At 65.3% G+C, this 17,150-nt stretch carries 13 protein-coding genes; 6 read left to right on the forward strand and 7 right to left on the reverse strand.

Going from position 1 to position 17,150, the window contains the following annotated elements; genetic code table 11:
* Nucleotides 1-160 precede the first annotated feature (160 nt).
* The gene (locus ACP7DD_RS15360) at nt 161-3,550 is read left to right on the forward strand and encodes a PAS domain S-box protein (protein ID WP_426175709.1); all 3,390 of its coding nucleotides are present in this window, start codon (nt 161-163) and stop codon (nt 3,548-3,550) included.
* Between the two features lie 202 nt (nt 3,551-3,752).
* Here the strand turns inward: ACP7DD_RS15360 and ACP7DD_RS15365 are convergent, their stop codons facing one another.
* Together ACP7DD_RS15365 and ACP7DD_RS15370 are read right to left on the reverse strand one after the other, a co-directional pair.
* Nucleotides 3,753-5,411, reverse strand: a complete 1,659-nt coding sequence (locus ACP7DD_RS15365) for a methyl-accepting chemotaxis protein (RefSeq protein ID WP_426175692.1) — start codon at nt 5,409-5,411, stop codon at nt 3,753-3,755.
* Between the two features lie 156 nt (nt 5,412-5,567).
* Nucleotides 5,568-5,954 carry a hypothetical protein gene (locus tag ACP7DD_RS15370; protein ID WP_426175693.1) on the reverse strand — a complete coding sequence of 129 codons (387 nt, stop codon included), beginning with the start codon at nt 5,952-5,954 and terminating at the stop codon, nt 5,568-5,570.
* A 271-nt stretch (nt 5,955-6,225) separates the two neighbouring features.
* Here ACP7DD_RS15370 and ACP7DD_RS15375 point away from each other — a divergent pair, with 271 nt between their 5' ends.
* On the forward strand, nt 6,226-6,420 hold the full coding sequence (locus ACP7DD_RS15375) for a hypothetical protein (protein ID WP_426175694.1): 195 nt from the start codon (nt 6,226-6,228) through the stop codon (nt 6,418-6,420).
* A gap of 88 nt (nt 6,421-6,508) precedes the next feature.
* On the opposite strand, the gene ACP7DD_RS15380 is transcribed toward ACP7DD_RS15375, so the two are convergent.
* The 4 genes from ACP7DD_RS15380 to ACP7DD_RS15395 form a co-directional block, all read right to left on the reverse strand.
* Nucleotides 6,509-8,008 carry a tripartite tricarboxylate transporter permease gene (locus ACP7DD_RS15380; RefSeq protein ID WP_426175695.1) on the reverse strand — a complete coding sequence of 500 codons (1,500 nt, stop codon included), beginning with the start codon at nt 8,006-8,008 and terminating at the stop codon, nt 6,509-6,511.
* 13 nt (nt 8,009-8,021) lie between these two features.
* Entirely contained in the window at nt 8,022-8,540 is a 519-nt protein-coding gene (locus ACP7DD_RS15385; RefSeq protein ID WP_426175696.1) for a tripartite tricarboxylate transporter TctB family protein, read from the reverse strand.
* Nucleotides 8,541-8,574: 34 nt separating this feature from the next.
* Nucleotides 8,575-9,573, reverse strand: coding sequence for a Bug family tripartite tricarboxylate transporter substrate binding protein (locus ACP7DD_RS15390; protein WP_426175697.1), 999 nt, complete (start codon nt 9,571-9,573; stop codon nt 8,575-8,577).
* A 61-nt stretch (nt 9,574-9,634) separates the two neighbouring features.
* The gene (locus ACP7DD_RS15395) at nt 9,635-10,855 is read right to left on the reverse strand and encodes a pyridoxal-phosphate-dependent aminotransferase family protein (protein ID WP_426175698.1); all 1,221 of its coding nucleotides are present in this window, start codon (nt 10,853-10,855) and stop codon (nt 9,635-9,637) included.
* Between the two features lie 204 nt (nt 10,856-11,059).
* Here ACP7DD_RS15395 and ACP7DD_RS15400 point away from each other — a divergent pair, with 204 nt between their 5' ends.
* From ACP7DD_RS15400 to ACP7DD_RS15415, 4 genes are read left to right on the forward strand one after another with little or no spacing between them, the layout of a single operon-like run.
* On the forward strand, nt 11,060-11,779 hold the full coding sequence (locus tag ACP7DD_RS15400) for a GntR family transcriptional regulator (RefSeq protein WP_426175699.1): 720 nt from the start codon (nt 11,060-11,062) through the stop codon (nt 11,777-11,779).
* A gap of 4 nt (nt 11,780-11,783) precedes the next feature.
* Nucleotides 11,784-14,834 carry an FAD-binding and (Fe-S)-binding domain-containing protein gene (locus ACP7DD_RS15405; RefSeq protein WP_426175700.1) on the forward strand — a complete coding sequence of 1,017 codons (3,051 nt, stop codon included), beginning with the start codon at nt 11,784-11,786 and terminating at the stop codon, nt 14,832-14,834.
* 31 nt (nt 14,835-14,865) lie between these two features.
* Nucleotides 14,866-15,648: an enoyl-CoA hydratase/isomerase family protein gene (locus tag ACP7DD_RS15410; protein WP_426175701.1), complete on the forward strand. Its 783-nt coding sequence runs from the start codon at nt 14,866-14,868 to the stop codon at nt 15,646-15,648.
* On the forward strand, nt 15,648-16,874 hold the full coding sequence (locus ACP7DD_RS15415) for a CaiB/BaiF CoA transferase family protein (RefSeq protein WP_426175702.1): 1,227 nt from the start codon (nt 15,648-15,650) through the stop codon (nt 16,872-16,874). Before ACP7DD_RS15410 ends, ACP7DD_RS15415 begins: the two co-directional genes overlap by 1 nt.
* A gap of 153 nt (nt 16,875-17,027) precedes the next feature.
* On the opposite strand, the gene ACP7DD_RS15420 is transcribed toward ACP7DD_RS15415, so the two are convergent.
* A partial coding sequence (locus ACP7DD_RS15420) for a transposase domain-containing protein (protein ID WP_426175710.1) occupies nt 17,028-17,150 on the reverse strand: 123 nt, incomplete at its 5' end.

Raw genomic sequence — 17,150 nt, forward strand, 5'->3', positions numbered from 1 at the left:
TTCCAAGCGGTCGGTCGACCGGCTATCCCTGGCCGGCTTTGGCGCTTCCGCCGCCGGCCTGTTCGTCATCGGCCTGCTCGCCATGCGCGCCAATGTCGAGCCGCTCGACGCCGTGCCGGTGCTGGTCGTCAGCGGCCTGCTGTTTGTCGCCTTCCTGGTGATGGTGGTGCTGAGCCTGAAGCTGCGCGTCGTGGCGGCCGGACCGGCCGGCAGTCCGCTGCCCCTGATCAAGGCCGGCGCGCTGCAAAACGCCATCTTCAACAGCGCCAACTTCTCCAGCATCGCCACCGACGCCCAGGGCGTGATCCAGATTTTCAACGTCGGCGCCGAACGCATGCTCGGCTACCTGGCCGCCGACGTCGTCGACAAGATCACCCCGGCCGACATCTCCGACCCGCAGGAAGTGATCGCCCGCGCCAAGACCTTGACAACCGAACTCGATACGCCGATCTCGCCCGGCTTCGAAGCGCTCGTGTTCAAGGCTTCGCGCGGCATCGAAGACATTTACGAACTGACCTACATCCGCAAAGACGGCAGCCGCTTCCCGGCGGTGGTGTCGGTCACCGCGTTGCGCGACGCCGAAGAAACCATCATCGGCTACCTGCTGATCGGCACCGACAACACCGCCCGCAAGGAAGCCGAGGAAGCGCTGGTGCGCGCCGGCGCGCTGCAGACCGCCATTTTCAACAGCGCCAACTTCTCCAGCATCGCCACCGACGCCCAGGGCGTGATCCAGATTTTCAACGTCGGCGCCGAACGCATGCTCGGCTACACCGCCGCCGACGTCGTCGACAAGATCACCCCGGCCAACATCTCCGACCCGCAGGAAGTGATCGAACGGGCAGAGTCGCTCAGCACGGAATTGGGCGAAGCGATTTCGCCCGGCTTCGAGGCGCTCGTGTTCAAGGCCTCGCGCGGCATCGAGGATATCTACGAGCTGACCTACATCCGCAAGGACGGCAGCCGCTTCCCGGCGATCGTGTCGGTCACGGCGCTGCGCGACGCTCAGGGCACCATCATCGGCTACCTGCTGATCGGCACCGACAACACCGCCCGCAAGGAAGCCGAGGAAGCGCTGGTGCGCGCCGGCGCGCTGCAGACGGCCATTTTCAACAGCGCCAACTTCTCCAGCATCGCCACCGACGCCCAGGGCGTGATCCAGATTTTCAACGTCGGCGCCGAACGCATGCTCGGCTACACCGCCGCCGACGTCGTCGACAAGATCACCCCGGCCAACATCTCCGACCCGCAGGAAGTGATCGAACGGGCAGAGTCGCTCAGCACGGAGCTGGGCGAAGCGATTTCGCCCGGCTTCGAGGCGCTCGTGTTCAAGGCTTCGCGCGGCATCGAGGATATCTACGAGCTGACCTACATCCGCAAGGACGGCAGCCGCTTCCCGGCGATCGTGTCGGTCACGGCGCTGCGCGACGCCCAGGGCACCATCATCGGCTACCTGCTGATCGGCACCGACAACACCGCCCGCAAGGAAGCCGAGGAAGCGCTGGTGCGCGCCGGCGCGCTGCAGACGGCCATTTTCAACAGCGCCAACTTCTCCAGCATCGCCACCGACGCCCAGGGCGTGATCCAGATTTTCAACGTCGGCGCCGAACGCATGCTCGGCTACACCGCCGCCGACGTCGTCGACAAGATCACCCCGGCCAACATCTCCGACCCGCAGGAAGTCATCGAACGGGCCGAGTCGCTCAGCACGGAGCTGGGCGAAGCGATTTCGCCGGGATTCGAGGCGCTCGTGTTCAAGGCCTCGCGCGGCATCGAGGATATCTACGAGCTGACCTACATCCGCAAGGACGGCAGCCGCTTCCCGGCGATCGTGTCGGTCACCGCGCTGCGCGACGACCAGGGCACCATCATCGGCTACCTGCTGATCGGCACCGACAACACCGCCCGCAAGCAGGTCGAGGAAGAACAGGCGCTGCTCGACCAGAGCCTGCGCGACCAGCAGTTCTACACCCGCTCGCTGATCGAATCGAACATCGACGCCCTGATGACGACTGACCCGCGCGGCATCATCAGCGACGTCAACCATCAGATGGAAAAGCTGACCGGCTGCACCCGCGACGAGCTGATCGGCGCGCCGTTCAAGAACTATTTCACCGACCAGACGCGCGCCGAGGCCGGCATCAAGCGCGTGCTGCGCGAAGGCAAGGTCACCAATTACGAGCTGACCGCGCTGGCGCGCGACGGCAAGGAGACGGTCGTGTCGTACAACGCCACCACCTTCTACGATCGCGACCGCAACCTGAAAGGCGTGTTCGCCGCCGCGCGCGACGTCACCGACCGCAAGCAGTTCGAGCGCACGCTGCAGATCAACAACGTCGAACTGGAAAGCGCCAAGGCGGCAGCCGAAAAAGCCAACCTGGCCAAATCGGAATTCTTGTCGAGCATGAGCCACGAACTGCGCACGCCGCTCAACGGCGTGCTCGGCTTCGCCCAGCTGATGGAGTCCGAGACGCCGCCGCCGACGCCGTCGCAGCAGCGCTCGATCCAGCACATCCTCAAGGGCGGCTGGTATTTGCTGCGCCTGATCAACGAAATTCTCGACCTGGCGATGATCGAATCGGGCAAGGTCACCATTTCGTCCGAGCCGATGTGCCTGGCCGAAGTGCTGCAGGATTGCCGCGGCCTGATCGGCGCGCAGGCCGACAAGCGCGACATCGCGCTGGTGTTCCCGGCCGTCGGCACGCCGGTCTACATCCACGCCGACCTGACGCGCGTCAAGCAGGTGATGATCAACCTGCTGTCGAACGCCATCAAGTACAACCGCCCTGGCGGCATGGTCACGGTGCGCTGCCTGGCCGTTGGCGAGAACCGCGTCCGCGTCTACGTCAAGGACACCGGCGCCGGCCTGGCCCCCGCGCAGATCGCCCAGTTATTCCAGCCGTTCAATCGCCTCGGACAGGAAGACAGCGCCGAGGAAGGCACCGGTATCGGCCTGGTCGTCACCAAGCAGCTGGTCGAGTTAATGGGCGGCCAGATCGGGGTGGAAAGTTCGCCTGGCATCGGCACCGAATTCTGGGTCGAGTTCGCCGCCGCGCATGAGCCGGCACTCAGTACGCTGGCAGTCGCGGCGCCGGCAGAAGACGTCGACGTGCCGTTGCCGGCGACCACGCCGTCGACGCAGCGCACCTTGCTGTACGTGGAAGACAACCCGGCCAACCTTGCGCTGGTCGAGCTGCTGATCGAGCGGCGCACCGACCTCAAGCTGCTGACCGCCATCAACGCGCACCTCGGCATTGTGCTGGCGCGCGCCTGCCAGCCCGATTTGATCCTGATGGACATCAACCTGCCGGGCATGAGCGGCTATGGCGCGCTGAAGGTGCTGCAGAGCGATCCGGCCACGGCGCACATCCCGGTGATGGCGCTGTCTGCCAACGCGGTGCCGCGCGACATCGAAAAAGGCATCGACGCCGGCTTCTTCCGCTACCTGACCAAGCCGATCAACGTGGTCGAGTTCATGGACGCGCTCGATGTCGCGCTGCATCGCGCGGCCCAGCACGGCCTCGGCGAAGAGCTCGACGCCGCGCTGTAATCGGCGGCACAGCGTTACAGCAAGCAGTAAATTGCTAACCCCACAACCGTCGTCCTCGCCATTGGCGAACCCGACTTCCCGCGCAGGCGGGAACCCTACCATCTGTACTCAGTCAGTTCGTCGCTGTGTCATGCGGCGCCATTGCACTTGGCGTCGGCAGTTTGCATAGTTGCCTTGAACGAGCGTGCCGTACTCCAGGTAATCAGGTCGTCACATAGCCTGCGTACGATGTCCTTGTTCGCGGCCCTGACACGGCGCTGCGGCAGCTTTGTCCGGTCAGCTCAAGCATCGGCACCAACAACCGTGCAACCGGCAACTCTTCCAGCCGGAAATACCCCACCAGCGCCGCCAGTTCCGCCGCCTGGTCATGCAGCGCCTCGGTGGACGCGGCCGCCTGCTCGACCAGCGCCGCATTCTGCTGCGTGACCGCGTCCATGTCGACGATCGCGCTGTTGATCTGCTCGATGCCGGCTTCCTGCTCGGCACTCGACGCGCTGATGGCGCCGATGATTGCCGCCACCTTCCGCACGCTGAGCACGATGTCTTCCATCGTGCTGCCGGCCGCCTCGGTCAGGCGCCGGCCGCTGTCGATCTGCGCCACCGAATCGCCGATCAGCATCTTGATTTCGCGCGCCGCCACCGACGAGCGCTGCGCCAGGTTGCGCACTTCGCTCGCCACGACGGCAAAGCCACGCCCCTGCTCGCCCGCCCGCGCCGCCTCCACTGCGGCATTCAAAGCCAGCAGGTTGGTCTGGAATGCGATGGCGTCGATGACGCCGGTGATGTCGACGATCTTGGCCGCAAAACTGCTGATCGCCGTCATCGTATCGACCACATCGGCAACTGCCTTGCCGCCCTTGTCGGCGACCGCCGAGGCGTGCAGCGCCAGCTGGTTCGCTTCGCCGGCGTGCGCGCTGTTTTGCCTGACGGCCGCCGTCAGTTCTTCCATCGAAGACGCCGTTTCTTCCAGCGTGCCGGCCTGCTTCTCGGTGCGCGACGACAAGTCGGCATTGCCGGCGGCGATTTCCGCCGACGCCACATCCATCGCCACCGCGCCGCCACGCACCTGCGCCACGGTGCCGGCCAGGCGCGCGGTCATTTCGCCAAGTGCGGCGAGCAGCTGGCCGATCTCATCGGTCCTGGCGCTGGCGCCGGCCGTGGTCAGGTCGCCGCCGGCGACACGAACGATCTGCGCCACGGCGGCGCGCAACGGCCTGACGATGCTGCGCGTGAGCGCCGACGCCAGCACGACACCGGCCACCAGCGCGAACACGCCCAGCCCCAGCATCAGCATCTTGCTGGCGGCGAACTGGCGGCCCGATTCAGTGGCGACCATCGATGCCTGCTGCGACTGGTAGGCCAGCAGGCCTTCGAGCGCGCCGGCATGGCGCTTGAACGACGTTTCGAGCGCGCCGTCGGCCAGCGTGGCGACGTCCTGCGTGCGGCCCCTGTCTTTCAGGTTGAATAGTTGCGCGCGCGCCGCCAGGTAGGCGCTCCGGGCGGCGGCTGCGTCGGCCAGCAAGCCCTGCTCGGCCGCATCGGGCACCAGCGCGGCCAGCTGCGCCTCCAGGGCGACCTGCGCCTTTTCGCCGCCGGCCAGCTGCGCCTGGAAATAGTCGGTCACTTCAAGGCTGTCGCTGCGCGCGATGGCCGCTACCCGGGTGCCGTTCAGGCGCGACAACGCCAGCACTTCGGACGTCAGCTGGCGCCGCGCCAGCTTTTCGCGCACCAGGCTCGATGTCGTATCGTCCGCCGCCTGCAGACGCCACAAAGCGACCGCCGTCATGGTCGCCATGATCAGCAGCACCACGGCGAACGACAGCATGACGCGCGCGCCGGTGTTGAATTTTGTTATGTTCATTGATGGCATTCGGAGTTGGAGGATGCACCACGGGCGATTCTGGGGAGCAACTGATTTTGACTCCGAAATACTTCAGCGTGATGACAAGCGCCGCCAACGCACAAAGCTCCCTGGCGAGAGCTTTGTGCGTGAGTATGGCGACAATTACGGGTTCGGTTAGCGCCGGCCATCCCAGCGGTAATCGCCGCGCCGGTGGTCGTCGCCCCAGTGGTCGTCGCCCCAGTGGTCGTTGCGCCATTGTTCCCGCCGCCATTGTTCGCGGCGCCATTCTTCGCGCCGCAGCCATTCCTGGCGCCGCATCTCCGCGGCGCGGCGCGCGCGCCACTCGTGACGGCCGCGCCAGGCCGGCTCCTCGTAGCCGTAGCCGCGCGGCGCCACATAGTAATCGGGAGCATGACCGTACAGCGGCTGCACGCGATATGGCTGATCGTACACCGGCGGGCCGGCGTGAATGCCGATCATCACCTGCGTCGACGCCGACGCCGTTTGCGATACGACCAGCGCAAGCGCGCCCGCCAACAATGTCTTCAAATAGATATGCATGATGTTTTCCTGTCGTGCTGCCCGCCGATCGCAGATGACCTCACTGTAGGACGGGATCGGCCTGGCCGGTGCTAGCAGCCGGCAACATTTGTAACAGCCCGTAAATCGGCGCGGCAAATTTAATTCCGGAAACTAGGCGCATTTTCCTACGCCCGCGACAGTAGAGTTCCTATTCGCAAATTGTTACAAGAGGTTCATCATTTGTCCACCGGCTGTGCGCTTCGGCGTCAATCCCGGCGACCGCAGCCTTCAACAACACAGGAGAACAGGCATGAGCAACCAACATCAGAGCGGCAAGGATTCCGACCACAGCGAAAGCGTGCGTAACTGGCAAGGTTCGAGCGGTTCGCACAAGTCTGGCAATCAAGGTTCGTCGTCCGGCGGCAAAGACGGCAATCAGCAGTCGCAGACGCCGAAAGACGGCAACACCGCAGGCGCAAAGCCATCGGGGCCAGGCAAGACCTGATCACTTCGCGCGGCCAATGGCCGCGCACTGAAACGAAACAACGCCCGTGCGCCGAATGGCCCACGGGCGTTTCCTTGCGTGCGCTCGTTCAGGCAGCGCGCTGGCGCATCTTGTTGCGCGCCCCACTCAGCAGCGACCACGCCAGGCCAACCAGCGCCAAGGTCATGATGGTGCCGACCAGGCCGTTGGCCCAGAAGATGTCCAGTCCGCCGCGCGAGGCGAGCATGCTCTGGCGGAACGCATCCTCGGCGCGGTCGCCCAGCACCAGCGCCAGCACGAGCGGCGCCAGCGGATAGTCGAGCTTCTTGAACACATAGCCGACGATGCCGAAGGCCAGCATCAGCCAGATGTCGAAGGCGGCATTGTGAACCGTGAAGGCGCCGATCGCACACACCACCAGGATCACCGGCGCAATGATCGAAAACGGAATGCGCAGGATGGCGGCAAACAGCGGCACCGACGCCAGCACGATGATCAGGCCGGCGATGTTACCGAGGTACATGCTGGCGATCAGGCCCCAGACAAAATCCTTCTGTTCGACAAACAGCAAGGGACCAGGCTGCAGGCCCCAGATCATCAGGCCGCCGAGCAGCACCGCCGCCGTGGCCGAGCCTGGAATGCCGAGTGCGAGCATCGGCAGCAGCGCGCTGGTGCCGGCGGCGTGCGCCGCGGTTTCCGGCGCCAGCACGCCCTCGACGTTGCCCTTGCCGAAGCTGTCCGGATCCTTGGAGAACTTCTTGGCCACGCCATAGCCCATGAACGATGCCGCCGTCGCGCCGCCCGGCGTGATGCCCAGCCAGCAGCCGATCGCAGACGAACGCATTAGCGTCATGAAGTGGCGCGGCATCTTGGCCCAGGTCTTGATGACGATCTTCAGGTCGATCTTGCCGTTTTTGCCGCGAAACGCCAGGCCCTCCTCGATCGTCATCAAAATTTCGCTGATGCCGAACAGGCCGATCACCGCCACCAAAAAGTCGAAGCCGCGCAGCAGCACCGGCGCGCCGAACGTCATGCGCAGCTGGCCGGAGATGGTGTCGAGGCCGACGGCGGCGAGCACGAAGCCGACGCACATCGCGATGACGATCTTGCCCTTCGGTTCCTTGCCCATGCCGATGAAGCTGCAGAAGGTGAGGAAGTAGACCGCAAAAAATTCGGGCGGCCCGAACCTGAGCGCGAATTTCGCCACCAGCGGCGCCAGGAAGGTGATCATCAGCACGCCCACCAGCGCGCCGATGAACGAACCGGTGAACGCGCTGGTCAGCGCCTCGCCGGCCTGGCCGTTCTGCGCCATCGGATAGCCGTCGAAGGTGGTGGCGACCGACCACGCCTCGCCCGGAATATTGAACAGGATCGACGTGATGGCGCCGCCGAACAGCGCGCCCCAGTAGATGCACGACAGCAGGATGATCGCCGAGGTCGGATTCATCGCGAACGTCAGCGGCAGCAGGATCGCCACGCCGTTCGGCCCGCCCAGGCCAGGCAGCACGCCCACCACGATCCCCAGCAAGATCCCGATGATCATCAGTCCGATGTTTTGCCAGGACAAGACGATCGAAAAACCATGCATCAGTGAATTAAAGTCATCCATGCGTCAAATCCGATCAGTAACCGAACATCTGTTCGAGCGGGCCCTTCGGGAGCGGCACCTTGAACATGATTTCAAACACCCAGAACAGGGCGGCGTTGATGATGAGCGCAGTCAGCACCGAGCGCGCCCAGCCGAACTTGCCCACCACCCGCATGAAGATGCCGATGAACAGCGTCGACGCCACATAGATGCCGACATACTTGATCGCCGCGATATACACCACCAGCGGCAGCAGCACGGTTGCCACAAGTTTCAGCTGGGTTTGCTCGACGAACGCCGAGCGGTCGTTCTTGCGCACCGCCTGGTAGATGACGACGATGCTGGCGATAAAAATCGCCACGCCCATCCGCAGCGGAAAATAGCCCGCCTGCGGACCGTCGTCGCTCCACCCCGCCCCCAGCTGGTAGTTGCTGATGATGGCCAGCAGCGCGAACGCCATCACGATGAAGCCGACGGCGATCTCGGCGGTCCGCCTGGTGATGACCGCCGGCGACGTTGCCACGCTGCCGTGAATTTCTTCCTGGGTGCTCATGTTCGATCTCCTCGTGTATGCCCTCCTGTACCGATCACGGCGCCAGGAAGCCGGCCGCCTTCATGATCTCGCGGTGCGCCTGCTCGTCCTTGCCCATGTAGGCGCGCAGTTCTTCGCCCACCATGACGGTCGGCTTCAGTGCGTTGTTCTTGACGTAGGCCTTCCACTCCGGCGTGGCGATCACTTTCTGCAGCAGCTCGACATAGAACCTGGTCACGTCCGGCGCGACCTTGCCGGGCAACATGAACACGCGCAGCATCTGGTACTGCACGTCGAGGCCCTTTTCCTTGCAGGTCGGCACGTCCGCCCAGCTTTGCGTCTCGGTCACCTTGTCGGTGTACGAGCTGCGCTTGTCGGCAAACAGGCACAGCGCGCGGTGCTGGCCGGCGCGCCACTGCGAGATCGACTCGGACGGATTGTTGGTGTTCGAATCGATGTGCTTGCCCGACAGCTGGGTTGCCGCCTCGCCGCCGCCCTTGTACGGGATGTAGATGAACTTGACGCCGGCCTTCTTCTCGACCAGCGCGGTGATGATGTGGTCTTCGCGCTTCGAGCTGGTGCCGCCCATCTTGAGTTTGGATGGCGTCTTCTTCACTTCGTTCAAATAGTCCATCGGCGCCTTGTACGGGGTTTCAGCGTTGACCCACAGCACGAACTCGTCCTGCGCCACCATCGCCACCGGCGTCAGGTCGCGCCAGTTGAACGCCAGCCCGGTCGCCAGCGGCACCGTGTACAGGCCGGACGACGACACCACCAGGCGGTGGTTGTCGCCCGGCGTGTTCTGAATGTCGAGCAAGCCCTCGGCGCCGCTGGCGCCGGCCTTGTTCTGCACCACGATCGGCTGGCTCATCAGCTTGTTCTTGGTGATGATGCCCTGGATCTGGCGCGCCATCTGGTCGGTCGCGCCGCCGGCCGAGAATGGCACGATGAATTCGACCGACTTGGTCGGCTCCCACGCGTTGGCCACAGCGGCGTGCGACATGCCAAGGGCCAAACCGGTGATCGCGAGTGTCTGCTTGATGGTGATGTTCATGTTGTCGTCTCCTGTTGCGGCTGTGGCCGCTTATGTGGAAGTGCTCAATGAAAGGTGAAACTCAGGCTGGCTGCGCCGCCACCGCAACGGCCGACCGCTGCAGCGACTGCATCGCCGCCGCCACGCCACCGGCCTTGTGCGGCACGCCGGCCAGCACCAGGCCCATCTCGACGCCGGCCAGGGTGCCCATCAGGGTGAGGTCGTTGAAGTCGCCCAGGTGGCCGATCCGAAACACCCAGCCGGAGAGCTTGTTCAAGCCCTGCCCGAGCGACATGTTGAAGTTGGCCAGGATTACACGGCGCAATGCGTCGGCGTTGCAGCGCTCGCCGTCGGCGCCGACCGGCATCACCACCGCCGTCAGCGCGCCGCTGTATTCGGCCTCGTTCTGGCACAGGATTTCCAGGCCCCAGGCGCGCACGCACTGGCGCGTCGCTTCGGCATGGCGCTGGTGGCGGGCGAACACGTTTTGCATGCCCTCCTCTAACAGCATGTCGCACGCCTCGGACAAGCCGTACAGCAAATTGGTGGCCGGCGTGTACGGCCAGAAGCCGTTGTTGTTCGCCTCGATGATTTCGTCCCACGCCCAGAACGCGCGCGGCAGCTTCGCCGTCTTCGACGCCGCGATGGCTTTCTGCGACACCGCGTTGAACGACAGGCCGGGCGGCAGCATCAGCCCTTTCTGCGAGCCGGCGACGGTGACGTCGACGCCCCATTCGTCATGCCGGTAGTCGAGCGAGCCGAGCGACGAGATGGTGTCGACCAGCAGCAGCGCCGGGTGGCCGGCCGCATCGATCGCGCGGCGCACCGCGGCGATGTCGGACGTCACGCCGGTCGAGGTTTCGTTGTGCACCACCGCCACCGCCTTGATGACATGGCCGCTGTCTTCGCGCAGGCGCGCTTCGATCCTGGCGGCATCGACGCCGCGGCGCCAGTCGTCGCCGACAAACTCGGACTTGAGCGACAGCTTGTCGGCCATCTTCTTCCACAGCGTGGCGAAGTGGCCGGTCTCGTACATCAGCACCGTGTCGCCAGGCGACAGCGTGTTGACCAGCGCCGCTTCCCAGGCGCCGGTGCCGGACGCCGGATAGATCACGACCGGCTGCCCGGTCTGGAATATCTTGCCGATCTGGCCGAGAATCTTTTTGCCCAGCTGCTGGAACTCCGGCCCGCGATGGTCAATGGTTGGATAATCCATCGCCCGCAAGATGCGGTCTGGCACATTGGTGGGACCGGGAATCTGCAGGAAATGCCTGCCGGATGGATGGGAATTCAACTTCAACATTGGCCACTCCTAGGGTTAAGCGCGCGCGCCGGATCAGTTCAATACGCAGAATATTTTGCATACAATATACTTAAAACGGCCTGAGTCAAGCACTTTTTAGACGCAAATACATGCTGCAACCGCAGCATTTACTGGGGAGTTATGGTGGTCCGGCCGCAGCCGAGATAAGTGCGTGCGCACCCACAAATCGTATACAATACTCTCATGACTGAAGCCTTACCTCATTCCGACCTCCCCGCCGCCGCGCCGCGCGCCGCCGGCATCGACCGCCAGGGTTTGGCCTCGGCGGTCACGTTGCGGCTGCGCGACATGATCATCGAAGGGACCCTGCCGGCAGGCACGCGCCTGAACGAACGGGTGCTGTGCGAACAGCTGATGGTGTCGCGCACGCCGCTGCGCGAAGCGTTCAAGGTGCTCGCCGGCGAAGGCCTCATCGAGCTGCTGCCGAACCGCGGCGCCCAGGTCGCCGAGCTGTCGGTGGCCGACATCGAGCAGACGTTCGAAGTGCTCGGCGCCCTTGAAGGCCTGTCCGGCCTGCTGGCGTGCCAGCGCATCACCGACGCCGAGATCAACGAAATTCGCGCCCTGCACTACGAGATGATGGCCGCCCATGCGCGCGGCGACCTGGCCGCCTACTACAAGCGCAACCATGTCATCCATGACCGCATCAACGCCAGCGCCGGCAATGCCGTGCTGACCAGCACCTACCTGCAAATGAATGCGCGCATCCAGAACCTGCGGTTCCGCTCCAACTTCAACCAGGACAAGTGGAACGCCGCCATGAAGGAACACAGCGCCATGCTCGACGCGCTCGAGCGGCGCGACGGCGAGGCCCTGCGCGCCATCCTCGAACACCACCTGCTGACCAAGCGCGACACCGTCGTCGCCGACCTGCGCGGCTCGAAGGCAACACCGGGATCCTGAACCAATGAATGCACCAGCGGCCGCACCGATCAAGTTGAGCGAACAGCTCGCCACCAGCATGAACCGGCAAGCTTTGGCCCGCCGCCTGGCCGCCGAGACCGGCGGCCAGGGGCTGTTCGATGCCGCCTCGCGCGGGCGCTACGCCACCGACGCGTCGATCTACCAGGTCGACCCGGTCGGCGTGTTCGTGCCGCGCACCGAAGCAGACGTCGCCACGGCCATCGCCATCGCGCGCGACATGAACGTGCCGATCCTGTCGCGCGGCGCCGGCACCAGCCAGTGCGGCCAGACGGTCGGCGAAGCACTGGTCATCGACAACAGCAAATACCTGAACCAGGTCACCGACTTTGACCTCGCCGCCATGACGGTGACGGTGCAGCCGGGCATCGTGCTCGACCACCTGAACGCCTGGCTCAAGCCGCACGGCGTCTGGTTCCCGGTCGATGTGAGCACCGCCGCCCAGTGCACCATCGGCGGCATGGCCGGCAACAACTCGTGCGGCTCGCGCTCCATCGCCTACGGCAACATGGTGCACAACGTCGAGGCGATCGATGCCATCCTGGCCGACGGCACCGAAGTGCGCTTCCAGGACGAACAGGCGATGTTGCGGGACGCCACGCCGGCCGTGCGCGCCCTGCTCGACGGCCTGCGCGCCATCGCCGCGCGCGAGCACGACGAGATCGCACGCATGGTGCCCAAGGTGCTGCGCCGCGTCGGCGGCTACAACATCGACGTCTACCATCCGCAAAGCGAGCGCCCGTACACGCCGGACAACAGCGTCAACCTCGCGCACCTGCTGGTGGGCAGCGAAGGCACGCTGGCGGTCACCCGCCGCGTCACGCTCAAGTTGATGCCGCTGCCCACGCACAAGACGCTCGGCGTGATCAACTTCCCCACGTTCGTGCAGGCGATGGAGATGACGCGCCACATCGTCACCCTGGCGCCGGTGGCGGTGGAACTGGTCGACCGCACCATGATCGAGCTGGCGCGCGACAATCCGGCGTTCCGCCCGGTCATCGACAAAGCGCTGATCGGCGCGCCGGAGGCGATCCTGCTGGTCGAATTCGCCGGCGCCTCGCTCGACGAACAAACCGAAGGCCTGGCCAGGCTGGTCGAGCTGATGGCCAGCCTCGGCCTGCCCGGCAGCGTCGTCGAGATGGTCGACGCGAATGCACAAAAGGCGTTGTGGGAAGTGCGCAAGGCCGGCCTGAACATCATGATGAGCATGCGCGGCGACGGCAAACCGGTGTCGTTCATCGAAGACTGCGCGGTGCCGCTTGAACATCTGGCCGAATACACCAGCCGCCTGACCGAAGTGTTCGCCCGCCACGGCACCCGCGGCACCTGGTACGCCCACGCCTCGGTCGGCACCTTGCACGTGCGCCCGATCCTCGACATGCGCCGCGACGGCGCGGCCAGGATGCGCGCCATCGCCGAAGAAGCCGGCGCCCTGGTGCGCCAGTACAAGGGCGCCTTCTCCGGCGAGCACGGCGACGGCCTGGTGCGCAGCGAATGGGTGGCGTGGCAGTTCGGCCCGCGCCTGATCAAGGCATTCGAAGACATCAAGGACCTGTTCGATCCGGCCGGCCTGATGAATCCCGGCAAAATCGTGCGCACCACGCGCATGGACGACACCTCGCTGTTTCGCTTCAAGCCGGGCTACGATCCGGTCGCGCTCAAGCCGGCGCTCGACTGGTCGGCCTGGAACGTGCAGACCGATCCGGTGACGGAGCAGGAAAGCGTGCCAGGCACCGGCGGCGACCCGGCCGGCGGCTTCGCCAAGGCCGTCGACATGTGCAACAACAACGGCCACTGCCGCAAGTTCGACGCCGGCACCATGTGCCCGAGCTACCGCGTCACCAAGGACGAGCAGCACCTCACGCGCGGGCGCGCCAACACGCTGCGCCTGGCATTGTCCGGCCAGCTCGGCCCCGACGGCTTCACGTCCGAGACAATGCGCGAGACGCTCGACCTGTGCGTCAGCTGCAAAGGCTGCAAGCGCGACTGCCCGACCGGCGTCGACATGGCCCGCATGAAAACCGAATTTTTATTCCACTGGCAGAAAAAGCACGGCCTCAGCCTGAAGGACCGGCTGATCGCCAACCTGCCGCGCTGGGCGCCGTGGGCAGCGCGCCTGCCGATGCTGGCCAACCTGCGCAACACGCTGCCCGGCGCCGCCGCGCTGACCGAAAAGCTGCTCGGCCTGTCGGCGAAGCGTTCGCTGCCGACCTGGCGCAGCGACACCTTCATGCGCCATGTGGCGCCGCGCGCCAATCCGCTTGACGCCACGGTGGTGCTGTTCGCCGACACCTTCAACAATTATTTCGAGTCCGAGAACGCGATCGCCGCCCTGCAGGTGCTGGAAGCGGCCGGCTACGAGGTCCACGTGGCGCGCCCGGCCGCCGGCGACGCCGAGCCCGACCGCGCGCTGTGTTGCGGGCGCACCTACCTCGCCAGCGGACTGGTCGACGAGGCCAAGGCCGAAGCGCGCCGCGTCGTCGACGCGATGCGCCCTTTCATCGCGCGCGGCATCCCGGTGGTCGGACTCGAGCCGTCGTGCCTGCTGACCTTGCGCGACGAGTTCCTCGTCATGGGCCTGGGCAAGGACGCCGAAGCGCTCGGCGCGCACGCATTCCTGTTCGAAGAATTCCTCGCCCGCGAACATGCCGCCGGCCGCCTGAAGCTGGCACTGAAGGCCTTGCCTGTCAGCCGCGCACTGCTGCATGGCCACTGCCACCAGAAGGCGTTCGACGCGGTGCGTCCGGTGCAGGCGGTACTTGGCCTGATCCCTGGCTTGAGCGTCGAGCTGATCGAGTCGAGCTGCTGCGGCATGGCCGGCAGCTTCGGTTACGAAGCGGCGCATTACGAGGTGTCGATGAAAATGGCAGAATTGTCCCTGCTGCCGGCCGTGCGCGCCGCCCCCGCCGATGCGCTGGTGGTGGCCGACGGCACCAGTTGCCGGCACCAGATCGCCGACGGCACGCGCGGCGACGACGGCCAGCAGCGCGAAGCGGTGCACGTGGCACGCGTGCTGGCGCGCGCGCTGGCGTCATAGTCCTGGAGTTCAACTTGCGGAGGGTACGATCATGAGTGACCAGACGGGCAAAGTTCACCTGACCATCCGCGATGGCGTTGCCGCCATCCTGATCGACCGGCCGGAAGCACGCAATGCGATGACCTGGCCGATGTACGAGCAGCTGGCGGCGATCTGCACCCAGATCGCCGGCGACACCAGCATCCGCGTGGCCACTTTTCGCGGCGCCGGCGGCGAGGTCTTCGTGGCCGGCACCGACATCGAACAGTTCTCCACCTTCAAGGGCGGTGACGACGGCGTGGCCTACGAAAAAACCATCGACCAGATCGTCGGCCAGATCGAGCGGCTGCCGATGCCGACCATCGCCATCGTCGAAGGCTGGGCGATCGGCGGCGGCCTTGCCATTTGCGCCGCCTGCGACTTTCGCATCGCGACGCCCGAGGCGTCGTTCGGCGTGCCGATCGCGCGCACGCTCGGCAACTGCCTGTCGATGTCGAACATCGCGCGCGTGGTGGCCGCGTTCGGCGTGCCGCGCGCCAAGCGCATGCTGCTGCTGGCCGAAACCATCACCGCCGGCGAAGCCGAAGGCTTCGACTTCGTCACCGAGATCGCCGAGCCGAGCGAGCTCGATGCGACGGTGGCGCAGATGTGCAGGCGCCTCTCTAGCCACGCCGCGGTGACGATGCGCGTCTCGAAAGAAGCGATCCGCCGCCTGGCGCAGGAGAACCTGCCGGGCGGCGAAGACCTGATCCGCGCCGCCTACGACAGTGCCGACTTCGGCATCGGCGTGTCGTCGTTCCTGCAAAAGCAAAAACCTCAGTGGACCGGAACCTGATGACCAACAAAGCTGCCCACACCGGGCCTTTGGCCGGCCTGCGCGTGCTCGAACTGGCGCAGATCATGGCCGGACCGACCTGCGGCATGATGCTCGCCGACATGGGCGCCGACGTCATCAAGGTCGAAAAGCTGCCTGGCGGCGACGATGCGCGCGGCTACCGCGAGCCGCGCGTGAACGGCGTCTCGGCCCCGTTCATGATCCTGAACCGCAACAAGCGCGGCATCGCGCTGAACCTGAAGCACCCGCAAGGCAAGGACATCTTGCTGACGATGGTCAAGGACGCCGACGTGCTGACCGAAAACTACCGCAAGGGCACGCTGGAAAAACTCGGTCTCGGCTACGACGTGCTCAGCAAAATCAATCCCGGCCTGATCTACTGCGCCGTGTCCGGCTACGGCCGCGACGGCCCGTACGGCGACAAGCCAGGCTTCGACCTGATCGCGCAAGGCTTTTCCGGGCTGATGTCGGTCACCGGTGAGCCGGGCCGCGCGCCGGCCAAGACCGGCAACTCGATCGCTGACATCAACGCCGGCATCCTGGCGGTGGCCGGCATCACTGCCGCGTACGTGCACAAGCTCAAGACGGGCGAAGGCCAGGTGGTCGACACGTCGCTGATGGAAGCGGCGATCCAGCAGACCTACTGGCAGGCGGCGATCTACTTTGCAACTGGTGAGTCGTCCGGCCCGACCGGCTCGGCGCACTTGCTGACGGCGCCCTACCAGGCGTTTCGCGCCAGCGATGGCTGGATCAATATCGGCGGCGCCAACCAGGGCAACTGGGAACGCATCGCCAGCGCGCTCGGCCACGATGAATGGCGCGACGATCCGCGCTTCGCGACCAATTCGGCGCGCATGGAAAACCTCGACGCGCTTATCGCCGGCATGAACGAGGTCGTCGTCACGCGCAGCAAGGCCCACTGGATCGAGGTGCTCGATGCCGCCGGCGTGCCGGTCGGCCCGGTACACACGATCGAAGAAGCGCTGACCCATCCGCAGACGCTGTCGCGCCAGATGGTGGTCGACCTGGTGCACCCGCAGGCCGGCGCGACCAAGGCGCTTGGCTGTCCGATCCATTTCTCCCGGACGCCGACCCGCATCGACCGGCCGGCGCCAATGCTGGGCGAACATTCGCGCGAACTGCTGCGCGCATACAACTACAGCGACGCCGAGATCGACGCCTTCCTCGCCGCCGGCGTCATCGAAGAAGCAACTACGGCCAGGTAACCCGGCAGCAGGCGTCGCCCCAACAGCAGGGTTCCGACGCAACAGCAGGGTTCCGACGCGGGGGAATTCGCCCACGCCAACAAATCCGGGGTCTGACCCAAAAAGTAAACCGGATCAGAGTAAGCGTCCGGCCCACCCACCTATGAATGCGGTTTAGGACTGGGTAGACTGTGCAAACGGTAGCAAGGAGTCGATCTTGCTGTTCGGGCAGGTGGGCAGCTTTTCGAGTGTATCGCTGAGCCAGCGTAATGGCTCGAGTCCGTTGAGCTTGGCGGT

Source organism: Massilia sp. TWR1-2-2 (genome assembly GCF_049897565.1).
Lineage (GTDB): Bacteria > Pseudomonadota > Gammaproteobacteria > Burkholderiales > Burkholderiaceae_D > JAFCUW01.

What these genes read in the sequence shown, in the direction of transcription:
- ACP7DD_RS15365 (WP_426175692.1), bottom strand. Translation starts at nt 5,411, where the DNA reads ATGAACATAACAAAATTCAACACCGGCGCGCGCGTCATGCTGTCGTTC.
- ACP7DD_RS15375 (WP_426175694.1), top strand. Translation starts at nt 6,226, where the DNA reads ATGAGCAACCAACATCAGAGCGGCAAGGATTCCGACCACAGCGAAAGC.
- ACP7DD_RS15410 (WP_426175701.1), top strand. Translation starts at nt 14,866, where the DNA reads ATGAGTGACCAGACGGGCAAAGTTCACCTGACCATCCGCGATGGCGTT.
- ACP7DD_RS15390 (WP_426175697.1), bottom strand. Translation starts at nt 9,573, where the DNA reads ATGAACATCACCATCAAGCAGACACTCGCGATCACCGGTTTGGCCCTT.
- ACP7DD_RS15385 (WP_426175696.1), bottom strand. Translation starts at nt 8,540, where the DNA reads ATGAGCACCCAGGAAGAAATTCACGGCAGCGTGGCAACGTCGCCGGCG.
- ACP7DD_RS15405 (WP_426175700.1), top strand. Translation starts at nt 11,784, where the DNA reads ATGAATGCACCAGCGGCCGCACCGATCAAGTTGAGCGAACAGCTCGCC.
- ACP7DD_RS15370 (WP_426175693.1), bottom strand. Translation starts at nt 5,954, where the DNA reads ATGCATATCTATTTGAAGACATTGTTGGCGGGCGCGCTTGCGCTGGTC.
- ACP7DD_RS15395 (WP_426175698.1), bottom strand. Translation starts at nt 10,855, where the DNA reads ATGTTGAAGTTGAATTCCCATCCATCCGGCAGGCATTTCCTGCAGATT.
- ACP7DD_RS15415 (WP_426175702.1), top strand. Translation starts at nt 15,648, where the DNA reads ATGACCAACAAAGCTGCCCACACCGGGCCTTTGGCCGGCCTGCGCGTG.
- ACP7DD_RS15360 (WP_426175709.1), top strand. Translation starts at nt 161, where the DNA reads ATGGTGGTGCTGAGCCTGAAGCTGCGCGTCGTGGCGGCCGGACCGGCC.
- ACP7DD_RS15400 (WP_426175699.1), top strand. Translation starts at nt 11,060, where the DNA reads ATGACTGAAGCCTTACCTCATTCCGACCTCCCCGCCGCCGCGCCGCGC.
- ACP7DD_RS15380 (WP_426175695.1), bottom strand. Translation starts at nt 8,008, where the DNA reads ATGGATGACTTTAATTCACTGATGCATGGTTTTTCGATCGTCTTGTCC.